The sequence below is a fragment of the Photobacterium sp. AWH4_225 genome (genome assembly GCF_056158405.1).
Genome location: NZ_JBSWTF010000004.1, coordinates 662194 through 674450, shown reverse-complemented (window position 1 = coordinate 674450; position 12257 = coordinate 662194). Strand labels below are relative to the sequence as shown.

The window sequence follows — 12257 nt, the reverse complement described above, 5'->3', positions numbered from 1 at the left end:
AGCTAAAAGGCCCTAGGTTGAAAAACCTAGGGCCTTTTTCATTGCTGTAAAAGGAACAACATCAGAAAGGGTGAGAGCGAAATGTTTGGGTGTGCATCAGGGGGAATTGATGCGTTTAACATTTCGCTCTCGGGGGAACCGTTTGACGGTAAGTTGTTAAGCGATTAGTTCTCCAAGCAATTAGCTCAACAGGTTTTTCATTTCTTGGGCAACCTTATCAACCTTGCCCATGCCAACGATAACCTGCAGGCCGCCAGAGCCGATGGTTACTACGCCAGCAGCGCCTAGTGCTTTCATCGCTTCTTTGTCAGCAATAGATGAGTCTTTCACCGTTAGGCGCAGGCGGGTAATACAGTTATCAACCTCTAGGATGTTCTCCTTACCGCCGATAGCTGCGATATAGGCATTGGCTAGTTCGCCCATATCTTCCTTGTTGATACCAGACTGCTCAACTTCGCCGCGTCCCGGTGTCATCAGGTTGAACTTGGTAATAGTCACTCGGAAGATGCCGTAGTAAAGACCGAAGAATACAAGGCCTTGAACAATTAGCATGTACCATTTGGTTGCTAGTGGGTTCTGGCTTGAAAGTACAAGGTCAACCAAGCCTGCCGAGAAGCCGAAACCTGCCATCCACTCCATTGTCGCGGCGATGTAGAGTGAAATACCTGTCAGTACGGCGTGGATCAGGTAAAGCACAGGGGCGACGAACATGAAGCTGAATTCAAGTGGTTCAGTGATACCGGTAAAGAAAGACGCCATTGCCGCTGCCAGCATGATAGAGAAGACTTTGTCTTTGCTTTTCTTGTCCGCGCACTGGTAGATAGCCAAAGCTGCACCCGGTAGGCCGAACATCATGATAGGGAAGAAGCCTGCCTGGTACATACCGGTCTGGCCGACGACTGCAGTACCGTTGGCGATAGATTGCGCACCGCCAAGGAAGTTCGGGATGTCATTGATACCGACGACGTCAAACCAGAACACAGGGTACAAGGCGTGGTGCATACCGATGGTCAACATCAAACGGTTGAAGAAGCCGAACAGGCCTGCACCCACTGCACCCATAGATTGCAGCTGGGTTCCGAATGCAATCAATGCATCATAAATGACCGGCCAGACAACCAGCAGGATACAGGCCATTGCGATACCGGCGATTGATGTCAGGATAGGAACCAAACGTTTGCCGCTGAAGAAAGCCAGTGCTTTAGGCAATTCGACCTCGTGGAAGCGGTTGTAGATTTCAGCCGAGACAATACCTACCAGGATACCGACAAACTGGTTGGCTATTTTTGAGAAAGCCGCAGGTACCGCATCGGCTGGAATGTGTTTGAGCTGGGCAACCACTGCTGGGGAAAGCAATGTGGTCAGAACCATAAAGCAAACATAACCGGACAGCGCCGCAGAGCCGCTTTTATCCCGGCTTAAGCCAAAGGCGACACCGATTGCGAACAACACCGCCATATTATCAATGATGGCAGCACCTGATTTAATGAGTAAGGCTGCCGCGACACTTTCCGAACCCCAGCCGACGGGGTCCATCCAGTATCCAATCCCCATTAGGATAGCCGCAGCGGGTAGGGTCGCTACTGGTACCATAAGGGCCTTTCCGACCTTTTGTAGATATCCAAGTATGTTCATGATTTACCTTGTTATTTTGTGAGATGAAGAAACTTTTTCAGGCAGCGCAAGCGCGCCCGGCAATCCACTTGCCAGAAATGAACTGTGAATTTAATGGCGCTCATCATCGGTAATTTCAGGGAGACGGACAAACGAAAAGTGCAGTAGAATGTATTAAATAATTTAATGCATGCCGATGTAGGCAGCTTAATGATTGGAAGGGATAGTGGAGCGAAAACAACAACTGCTGGCCAATATGCATTCATTCAGCGTGGTGGCCAAATATCTTAGTTTCACCAAAGCTGCGCACGAGCTTAATCTCACCCAAGGTGCGGTAAGTCATAGGATCAAAAACCTCGAAAAGCAGTTGGGCTTTCCGTTGTTTGTCAGGTTGACCCGCCGAATGGAATTGACGCCGGAAGGGGAAAGGCTGCTTTTGACCTTGAACCAGTCATTTGAAAGTATCTTCAATGAACTTGAAGATATTATCAGCAATGAGTTGAGTGGCGAGTTATATATCGGAACGTCCCCGGCCTTTGCCAGTAGTTGGTTGATGCCACGCCTTGGTAAGTTTCGTGAACTGTATCCGCAGTTAAATTTGAGGGTGAAGGTAAAAGGTTACCGGCCAGATTTTCAATATGAACCGTTGGATGCCGCAATTTTCTATAGTAGCGGCCACTATCCAGATTGTTACAGCTCCCGGTTGTTTGACGAGCGCCGTATCCCCGTGTGTTCCCCTGACTATGCGCGGCAGTTTGAACTTGAGGAGGGCAAAATGAACCGGTTGGAGGGCGTGACATTTATCCATGGTGACCGCTCACAAATCTGGTCTCGCTGGCTGGAAAAAATGGGGCTGGATATCAATTGCTACCGCCGGACATGCACTTTTAACCTTTACGAGCATGACATCATGGCGGCGAGGCAGTCACTCGGTGTTGCGATGGGCCGACTTCGTTTTGTTTTGCCATATTTACAATCCGGTGAGCTTGTTGCTCCATTTGAGTCGATAAATAATGGTTTGGGCTATGACTTGGTATGTCCGGAAGGGATGCAGAAGCGGCCTAAATTCCAGGCTTTTGCCCGCTGGCTGGCGCAGGAAGTTGAGCAGGAAAATCAGTTTGATCTCGATAGTTCGGATATAAATATGTCCAAATGTTAAATTGATTAGCAAGTCACAGTTTTTTTCCGTTTCTCACAGGGGCACACTAAATTCTGAAATTATGGTAGGCAGGGATTTTTTTTGCTCTGATCTTTGATTAGCCATTAAAAATAAAGAGTTTTTTTCAAGTAAGAACAGGATTAAACAGGTCATAGTTTCATATGGGGGCGGGCTGCTCGCTTTGACAGAAATAGTAACGATTGAATTGCACTGTAACACTTTTGAAATAGTGATAAACACCCTAGTTAATACACAATATAGCGAGGCACCGGACGTCAGTTCGGCGCCTTTTTTTTTGAGCACTTTTTTAAGTTCAAAGTTTAATGAGCAAGCAAGGATGCTTACTGGTAAATAAGTTTAATTACCGCTTTTTTTGAGGCGGTTTTATTTGGAGTTTTGATGGAAAACTTATCCTATCTAGTGGCTTTCAATCACTTGTTTTTCTCCATGGTTGCTGTCGTTATCATGGTTTTACTCGCTCGTACCGTTGTTGCGGGCACTAAGTATTCAGCAGTGCTGATGATCGTTGTTTTCGGTCTGCTAATGGGTACGCTATTTGTAGAAAGTGGGCTTGCTCAACCTGGCTTGGGTGATTTCCCGGTTATTGTGTTGTTGGGCCAGACTACGGTCATTGCGCTTATTGCCTCATTCTTCGTCGGTGGACAGGAAATCCGCCGCTTGTTGATGAAGCAGTTGGGCAGTGTGGAAAGCTTGGTTGAACCGGGTAAACATGAAGTGTTCGTCGGTACCACAAGCACCCAATTGGTGTATGTGATCCGTGCATTCGTGCTACTGATGAGTATCGAGATGGTTTCTGCGCTGATTTCAGGCCGCAGTGGCTCTCACCCACTTGGTGAGTCTTACATGGCGCTAGCGTATGTAGGCATGACGATTTCCCTGATCCTTATCGATAGCAAGGCGAAAATTGCCAACAAGCGTAACTACCTTGTACGCGGTGTGGTTGAAGTTATAGCTATTATTGCTGTCTTGATCATTTCACTTCGTATCTCGCAGTTGGTATCAGGCTTTATCGGCCTACCGCAAATCTTCTTCGCGATGGTGCTTTCTTCTGGCCTAGGTATGGCAATGCCTAAGTGGAAGTTGGGTCCAACAATGAACGCGCTCCTTTTTGCCGGTATCCCTGTCGTACTAACTGGTAGCTTCTTGGTGGGTGGTTCTCACATGATGGAAGCGTTTAGCATCCCAGGTCTACAGAGCGTAATCGTATACGGCTTTGCCGGTCAAATGTTCTGGATGTTCGGTGGTCTTGCTATCCTTATCTTCCTGGCAAATGCGAACCATGTGCGTAACTTGGCACCGGGTATGGCGGGTGGCCTGTCTCACTCAGGTCTGACCGGCGCATGTACAGCAGGTGACCTTGGTGCAACGGCTGCAGGTCGTGCCCCGATCATGATTAACGTACCTTTCCTTGGCCATATCTTCGTATTCACCATCTTGGCTGCAAGTGCAGAAAGCGGCGTACTTCTAGTGCAATGGGTGATTCCTCTTGTTCTAGTCGGTTTGGGCTGTGTTTACCTAGCAACCAAGAACCTGCGCAAGGCTAATGGTAACGATGAGATGGAAATCAAAGGCTTGATGCAGTTCTCGTTCGGCTGGCAGATCACTGCAGTATTCGGTAGTTTCACCATCCTGCACTTTGCCGGTATGCCAATCGAAAACGCTTCTATGGCAGCAGCGTCTGGCCTATCTCACTTCGGTCTGTTCGCAGCAACCCAGGGCGGTATGTTCGGTGCGGAAGCGGCGAGTATGATCACCTTCATCTTCGCAACGCCATTCCTAGTTCACCCACTGGTATTTGGCCTGTTTGGTAAAGCGGCAGAGAACAATGGCCCGATGGCGAGCAAAGCGGTTATGGCCGTATTCATTATCGGTTCCCTGGGCGTGCTTTTCTCAGCATTCTCAGTGTAAGTATGCGAGTTACCTAGTATCGCGTAATTCAATCGCGGTCTAACCGATTAAAGCCACCGTCAGCAACTCTAAAATACGAGTTGATGGCGGTGGCTTTTTTTGTGCCCGCAACTTGCTATTGGTTGCGTTATCGGTGGTTGTGTTATCGGTTTCGTTGCTGTGTGATAGTTTGGCTTAACCACTGACAGAAGCATTCAACAGCAGGGGTATTGTGCTGGCGATATAGGAAATATCCGGCCTCGGCCTTAATGGCGGGGTAGGGAGTAACCAACCGGTTTTGATCAACTTCGCTGCCCAGCAAAGCTTTGCGAGCAAGGGCTACGCCGAGCCCCGCTTCTGCTGCTGCCATCGCCATATCGGTTCGGTTGAAATAGTGTCCTTGCGGTAACTGGGCCAGCTCTAGTTTCATCGAATCAAACCAGTCCAGCCACTCCTGATCTTTTTGCGCTCCCTGCCATGGCATCGCATCGTGTAGCAAAGTGATCTCTTGCCATATGCTTTCAGATTGCCAATTGAAACTGTTGTAATATGACGGACTCATGACTGGAACGAGGTGTTCCTCAAGTAATAATTCACCGCCGTTGGTATCAGTGTCGAACTGGCAGTAATCAATCACCAGATCTACATCATCACACCGGTGATCAACGAGTGCACCATCGGCAAAGGTTTGTACCTTGAGTTCTGGGTACTGGCGGTTAAAGTCATGGAGTTTGGGCACCAACCATTTGAAGGCAAAAGACGGTGTGAGTTTAAGCCGTATTTCTGTACTGGTTTGCGGGGCCTTTAGCTCGGCTAATACTTGCTTGATTTGCCCAATACTAAGATCCACCACATCAAACAACTGCTTGCCACTGTCAGTCAAGGTGAGCCCGCGAGAATGGCGGTGGAACAAGGTGATATCCAATCGGTGCTCTAGTTGTTTGATTTGTTGACTCAGCGCCCCTGTTGTTAGGTGCAATTCTTGTGCTGCCTTGGTCAGGCTTTGGTGTTTAGCCACAACGGCAAAAGTGGCGAGGCCGGCGAATGTACTTGCTCTCACATTAATCCTCGAAATGACGTCATTTGATTGTGTTTAGTATTTCTAAACACAGCCCTTAAATAATATCGATTGTTAGCAGAATGTAAATGGAGGATTCTTGCTCGCACAATAATGCGTGCTTCATCCCGATTGGCTGGATGATTTGCTTTGGTTTAGTTTTGAGGATTCAGATGGAAGTTATTGTATTGGGTAGTGGTGTGGTTGGGTTGACCTCTGCTTGGTATCTGCACCAAGCCGGGCATGATGTCACGGTCATTGACCGCCAGCCGCGCAGTGCCGAGGAAACCAGTTTCGCCAATGCCGGGCAAATCTCATACGGCTATTCATCACCTTGGGCCGCACCAGGTATTCCGGTCAAAGCCATGAAATGGTTATTGCAGGAACACGCTCCCTTGAAGATCAAGCCATCGGTCTCGCCTGAGTTATATCTCTGGGCCAGCAAAATGTTGGCAAACTGCAATATGGCTCGTTACCAAGTCAATAAGTCCCGGATGCTGAGAATCGCCAATTACAGCCGCGAGTGCTTAAAGCAACTGCGTAACGACTTTGATTTAAATTATGAGGGTCGCCAGCAGGGTACTTTACAAGTGTTCCGCACCGAAAAGCAGTTAGAAGCGGTGGCAAAAGATATTGAGTTGCTGGCCGAAAGCGGCACCCGTTATCAGGAGTTGGATGTGGCGGGCTGCATCGCTGCCGAGCCTGCCTTGGCTGCGGTAAAAGACAAGTTGGTGGGTGGGTTGCGCTTGCCTGATGATGAAACGGGCGATTGTTACCTGTTCTGTCAGCAATTGACAGAACTAGCCAAGCAAGCCGGTGTGAACTTTAGGTTTGATACCGAGATAACCAGACTGGAAGTTGACGATAACCGGATTAGCTCGGTACATACCAGCAATGGCGAGTTCAAAGCGGATGCCTTCGTGGTGGCGATGGGAAGCTATTCACCGCAGGTGTTATCTCAGGCTGGCATTGTTGTTCCCGTCTATCCAGTTAAGGGGTACTCACTGACCATGCCGGTAAAAAATGGTGAGGCTGCACCTATTTCTACCGTGATGGATGAGACCTACAAGGTGGCGATGACTCGGTTTGATGACAGGATCCGGGTTGCCGGTACAGCTGAACTGGCAGGGTTTGATTTGAACTTGGCAGAAAAGCGCAAGGCAACCATTGCCATGGTGATTCAGGACTTGTTCCCGCAAGGTGGCGAGATTGAAAAGGCGGAGTACTGGACTGGGCTAAGGCCAATGACACCAGATGGCACGCCGGTAATTGGCAAAACACCGCTCAAGAATTTGTTTACCAACTCTGGCCACGGCACATTGGGCTGGACCATGGCATGCGGCTCAGGCAAATTGCTAGCCGACATTATCAGTGGTACAGAAACGGATATCGATACCACTGGCCTGGATGTGTATCGTTATATCAACTAAGCCTGAACGCGGATTTTAAAACGGATATTGCTATTTATTTTTGTTCTTGTCTTTATTGCGGTTCATGAACTTTTCTATGTAGTGTATCGCAATAAAGCAAATAGCTGCCGCCAGTAACAGGATGATTAATATCTGATTATTGATATCCATAAGCTCTCTAATGATCCTACCTGATAATAGAACCATTATAACTTACATGACTTAATGGGTAGTGCAATTTGGTATGGAAGAGGGACTTGTAGCTGTGAAGCCGCTCGATTCGCGGCTTCATGCTTTGCTTTCGTTGCTGGATTAGCAATTGCCTTTTTTGGCTTGGCCTGGAGGGCAGAAGCTTCCGTTACCGTGGCTGTGGTGGCTATCTTTGGTTGACGCCTTAATGGTTACGCCTTCGACTTCCCCTTCAACATGGGTCAGTTGGCAACCTGTTAGGGTCACAGAGGCAAATAGCACAAGCAGCAAAGTGATTCTTTTCATCTTAAAAGGGCTTAAGTAAAACTGGGGTGCGCACTGTATATTTTTTGGCCGTGATTTGTGTCAGGGAAGTGTCAGCGAGAAGTCAATTTGGAAATGGTTTTAAGCGAGCCGGTATCAACCCGGCCCGCTTGATTTAAGGTTAAGCCGTTAAGAGTTAGCTTTTTAGCCTAACTCATGAGGTTAAACACAAGGTACCTGCTGGGTAATACAGTGGATGTTACCTCCGCCCAATAGAATCTCCCTTGCATCTACGCCAGTGACTTTGTAACCAGGGTAGAGGTCGTTGAGTAAGTCCTCTACCTCGGCATCCAGGTTGTCATCAAGCAATGGATAGACAATCTGATCATTGGTAACGAGGTAGTTGGCGTACGAGCCTGCCAAACGCTCACCCGGTGTACGTTCCATCCCCTCAGACATATCAACCCCGCTGGCTTCATTTTCCGAGATAAACAAAGGCCCCGGCATTGGCAGTTTATGGACTTTGATTTGCCGTCCCTTCGCATCCGTTTGGGTTTCAAGCACATCTAATGCCTGGCGTGAGATGTCATACTGCGGGTCATTCTTATCCTCACACCAAGTCAGCACCACTTCACCAGGGCGAACAACATGAATCAGGTTATCGACATGACCGTTAGTTTCGTCATTGTATAAACCACTTGGGATCCAGATGACTTTTTCCACGGAAAGGTAGTCGTAAAGGACCTGCTCGATCTCTTCTTTAGATAAGTCTGGATTACGGCTCGGATGGAGCAAGCACTCTTCGGTGGTGTAAAGGGTTCCTTCACCATCGACGTGGATGGAGCCGCCTTCGAGGACGATAGGCGCACGGTAGCTGGCATCACCATGGAATTCACACACCTTTTGAGCGACCGCATCGTCTTTATCCCAAGGGAAGTACAAACCATCGACCAATCCGCCCCAAGCGTTGAAGTGCCAATCGACGCCGCGTCTATGACCGTCCTTATCAACCACATAAGATGGGCCGATATCGCGCATCCATGAATCGTCGGTGCTCATTTCGACCAAACGGACGTGGTCTGGCAGCATCTGGCGGGCATTTTCAAATTGCTGGGCACTGACTACCATATTGACAGGGGTTGACTGGGAGATAGCCTCTGCAACTTTGACGAAGGTTGTCTGCGCCGGTTTACCCCCGAAGCGCCAGTTATCGGTGCGCTCAGGCCATGCCATCCATACTGCGGCTTGTGGTTCATGTTCGCCCGGCATTCTGAAGCCGTCTTGTCTTGGTGTTGAATCAATTCGTTTGCTCATGGCTAGACATCCTATATTAATGGCTATGAGAAGGGTGTTGGTTAGGCTGCTCTGTGTGTTCTGCATTTTTCTTGGCAACCGCGAGTTTCAATAGGTATTCACCGATACCCACTGTCAGAATGACCCCGATAAGTACCGGTGCACTGTATGTCCAGTTCACGGTCATATCGATAAGTTCCGGGAAGATAAACAGGATCACCGCTTGGGCAATGACCACGAAGCAGATGATGCTCAGTACCCACTGCACACCTAGGCCGCCAGGCACACGGAAAGGACGCTCTGTCTCTGGGTCACTGATACGCAGCTTCAGGTATGACGGGAACATAAACAGGTAAGGTAGAAGGAAAATACAGCTGGAGAAGGCAAACACAGACCAGAACAAATCGTCACTGGTTTGGGCAAAGAGGGCATAGGCCAGAATCACTACGGTCGATAGGATACCGGTAATGTTGTTGGCACCGACCGGGGTGTCATGTTTCTCAGACATTTTAGCGACTGCTTCAGGTAGCTCGCCTTCGTTAGCGGCTTCGGCTGCTGCCCGGCTGGCACCCATTGTCCAGGTCACCATGTTGCCGATAAAGGTGAGCAGTGCCATGGTACCGATTAGGTAAACCATCATGGTGCCAAATGCGCCGGTTCCGAACAGTTTGCGTAACGTGTCGACAATACCCGCAACCAAGCCGATATCCTGTACCGGCAGTGCCATCAAGATGCCAACCGTGCCAAAGACATACAGGAATGCTGTGATAGCAGCGGCAAGGAAGATAGACTTTGGCATGTCACGGACGTCTTTCATCTCTTTGGTCATGGTCGCGACTAGTTCAAACCCCATCAGGTTGAACACCAAGGCTGGAAGGAACGCCACACCGGTATCTAGGCTTGGCATCATGGCGGAAATGGTAAATTCATTGGCAACACCATGCTTGGCAGCGTAGAAGAAACCACCAAAACCCAATACCGCGATGACAGTGACTTTAAGGATTGCCCCGATGTTGGTTACCCATACGCCGACATCAACGGAAACATTGCAGATCCAGATGGTGAGCCAAGTCAGGGCAATACATATGGCGATTTGCCACATCAGTGATAGGCCTGGGAAGAAGAGTTCGGCGAACATGCCGGCAAACATGATATAGACCGCAGGCATCCACAGGCCGACGTTAATCCAGTAGAACCAGGTTGTCCGGACGGCCCATTTGTAGCCAAACGCTTTCTTGACCCAGTCGTAAATTCCGCCGTCGCCAGGGTAGGTGGTGCCCAGTTCAGAAGTGATTAATCCGTAAGGGATAACAAAAACAATGAGGGTAACCAGCCACCACCCGATAGCACTGACGCCAATGGATGCAGAGGCCGTCAAGGTGTCAACGACTATAACAGCACATAGGCTAAAGAGGGCGAGACTGCCTACTCCCATCTTTCCGCCTGAGGTTTGTGTTTCCATAATTATATCTCCGTGATTGTTACACGTTATTTATGCTTGATGTCCAATTCTTTAATTCACGGAAATAATCTTATGCCTATGGAGGGCAGATATTCGTTATTAGAATCACTTATCGGATATCGTTAATATATGGCTGCCAAAGGCGTGACTCTTACCATAAATAAAACGGATGAATGTGGCTAGGATGAGAAAATTGATTCTGGTCAAATAATGGTAATTATTATTAGCGATAAATTGAATGGCAGGTTCTCAATGATAAATAAGACAGGTTGGTAGTATGGCACAGGATAAACCAATTATTGTGGTCGCTGTTGGTGGTAATGCACTATTACAACGTGGCGAATTAATGAGTTACGAAAATCAGGCTAATAATATTGATATCGCTTCTAAGGCATTGGCAGAATTAAGCGAAAATTACCGTGTGGTTGTGGTACATGGAAATGGCCCCCAGGTTGGCTTGCTTGCACTACAAAATTTAGCTTATACCGATGCACCACCTTATCCACTCGATGTCTTGGGCGCAGAAACCCAGGGAATGATCGGATATATGATGGCTAGGAGCCTGAAGAAATATATGAAAACGGGTCATGTAAGCACGGTCGTGACACAAATAGCGGTTGACCAAGCCGATCCTGCTTTTGATGCGCCAAATAAATTTATTGGACCGGTTTACGACAAAGAAACGGCACAAGCCAAGTCGGCACAATATGGCTGGAATATAAAACCGGATGGCGATTACTGGCGTCGGGTTGTTCCTTCGCCATTCCCGCAGGGAATTATTGAAATTGATAGTATACGCACATTACTCGATGCGGGTCATACAGTAATATGTTGCGGTGGTGGCGGCTGCCCGGTGGTTGAGAAAGAGGGTGAAATGACCGGGGTTGAGGCTGTGATAGACAAGGATTTTTCAGCGGCGACATTGGCCAAGCAGTTGAATGCACAGCACCTGCTTATCCTCACCGACGGTGATTATGTCTGTGTCGATTGGGGTAAGCCAACAGAGCAGCCACTCTACGATGTAACGGTTGAGCAACTGGGGCAATACATTTTTGCTGCAGGCTCTATGGCGCCGAAGGTTGAAGCCTGCTGTGACTTTGCGACCTATACAAAAGGTGCGGGGGTTGGGCATATAGGCTCGCTTCATAAAGCGGCAGAGATCATGGCAAACCGTTCTGGAACACATATACACGGATAGGTAACTCAATGCGAAAAGAGTCGACAGAGAAGAGACTTGAGAGGATCCATTCAGCGGCAATTCGTTTGGCATCACAGCGGGAGGTGAGCGCAATATCTATCTATGATGTTGCCAAGGAGGCTGCGATTGCTGCCTCAACGGTTTATCATCATTACCCGAATATTGAAGCCTTGATTTGCGAGTTAATGAACTCGGTATTTGATGACTTTGAGCAAGTATTAGATGATGCTGTGGTGGCAGAAAAAGTCCACCATTGGTCTGACATTAATCGGATGATTGAGCAGAGTTTCGTTGACTATTATCGTCTGGCGCCATTGGCGCAGCACACGTTATTAGGGCAACATACTTACTCCTCCGTCCGCCAGGCCGATGCAAAAAATGATTTGGTTCTGGGTAAGAAGGTAGAAGATATTTACCGGCAGTATTTTACACTGCCTGAGTTGCCAAGTGATGTAAATATTTTTGCCATCGCGTTGCAGGTGGCCGATAAAGTCTACTCGATGAATTATCGGGAAAATGGCGATATTGCCCCCGAAATGGCGAGGGAAGCAATAGTGATCACCGAAGCCTATTTGGGAACATATTTGCCTAAGCAACTGCCGAGGGCTGTTACTCTCAACTAATTATTTCTATCGACGATTTTACCGTAACTTTTATTTATAAGCCTGCTGTTGCCATTGCAATAGCAGGCTTTTTATTGCCTG

Annotated in this window: 10 protein-coding genes; 5 read left to right on the top strand and 5 right to left on the bottom strand. The window is 48.3% G+C overall.

Going from position 1 to position 12257, the window contains the following annotated elements; translation table 11 throughout:
* Nucleotides 1–180 precede the first annotated feature (180 nt).
* Entirely contained in the window at nt 181–1635 is a 1455-nt protein-coding gene (gene nagE, locus ACXAD4_RS20425; RefSeq protein WP_475243752.1) for an N-acetylglucosamine-specific PTS transporter subunit IIBC, read from the bottom strand.
* A gap of 235 nt (nt 1636–1870) precedes the next feature.
* On the opposite strand from nagE, the gene ACXAD4_RS20420 reads away from it, so the two are divergent.
* Complete coding sequence (locus ACXAD4_RS20420; RefSeq protein ID WP_475245600.1) at nt 1871–2773, top strand: LysR substrate-binding domain-containing protein; 903 nt, start codon at nt 1871–1873, stop codon at nt 2771–2773.
* 399 nt (nt 2774–3172) lie between these two features.
* Complete coding sequence (locus ACXAD4_RS20415; RefSeq protein WP_475243750.1) at nt 3173–4702, top strand: hypothetical protein; 1530 nt, start codon at nt 3173–3175, stop codon at nt 4700–4702.
* Between the two features lie 142 nt (nt 4703–4844).
* On the opposite strand, the gene ACXAD4_RS20410 is transcribed toward ACXAD4_RS20415, so the two are convergent.
* Nucleotides 4845–5741 carry a LysR substrate-binding domain-containing protein gene (locus tag ACXAD4_RS20410; RefSeq protein WP_475243749.1) on the bottom strand — a complete coding sequence of 299 codons (897 nt, stop codon included), beginning with the start codon at nt 5739–5741 and terminating at the stop codon, nt 4845–4847.
* Nucleotides 5742–5911: 170 nt separating this feature from the next.
* Between ACXAD4_RS20410 and ACXAD4_RS20405 the strand changes: the two genes are divergently transcribed.
* Entirely contained in the window at nt 5912–7168 is a 1257-nt protein-coding gene (locus ACXAD4_RS20405; protein WP_475243747.1) for a D-amino acid dehydrogenase, read from the top strand.
* A 291-nt stretch (nt 7169–7459) separates the two neighbouring features.
* On the opposite strand, the gene ACXAD4_RS20400 is transcribed toward ACXAD4_RS20405, so the two are convergent.
* The 3 genes from ACXAD4_RS20400 to ACXAD4_RS20390 form a co-directional block, all read right to left on the bottom strand.
* Nucleotides 7460–7642 (bottom strand): hypothetical protein, encoded by a 183-nt coding sequence (locus ACXAD4_RS20400; RefSeq protein ID WP_222549380.1) that lies wholly within the window; start codon nt 7640–7642, stop codon nt 7460–7462.
* A gap of 180 nt (nt 7643–7822) precedes the next feature.
* Nucleotides 7823–8914: an agmatine deiminase gene (aguA, locus tag ACXAD4_RS20395; RefSeq protein ID WP_475243745.1), complete on the bottom strand. Its 1092-nt coding sequence runs from the start codon at nt 8912–8914 to the stop codon at nt 7823–7825.
* 16 nt (nt 8915–8930) lie between these two features.
* On the bottom strand, nt 8931–10355 hold the full coding sequence (locus ACXAD4_RS20390; protein ID WP_107297189.1) for an APC family permease: 1425 nt from the start codon (nt 10353–10355) through the stop codon (nt 8931–8933).
* Between the two features lie 277 nt (nt 10356–10632).
* Here ACXAD4_RS20390 and arcC point away from each other — a divergent pair, with 277 nt between their 5' ends.
* Both arcC and ACXAD4_RS20380 read left to right on the top strand, forming a co-directional pair.
* Complete coding sequence (gene arcC, locus ACXAD4_RS20385) at nt 10633–11553, top strand: carbamate kinase (protein WP_475243744.1); 921 nt, start codon at nt 10633–10635, stop codon at nt 11551–11553.
* Nucleotides 11554–11561: 8 nt separating this feature from the next.
* A complete protein-coding gene (locus tag ACXAD4_RS20380; RefSeq protein ID WP_475243743.1) occupies nt 11562–12176 on the top strand; it encodes a TetR/AcrR family transcriptional regulator in 615 nt (204 codons plus the stop codon).
* Nucleotides 12177–12257: the final 81 nt, after the last annotated feature.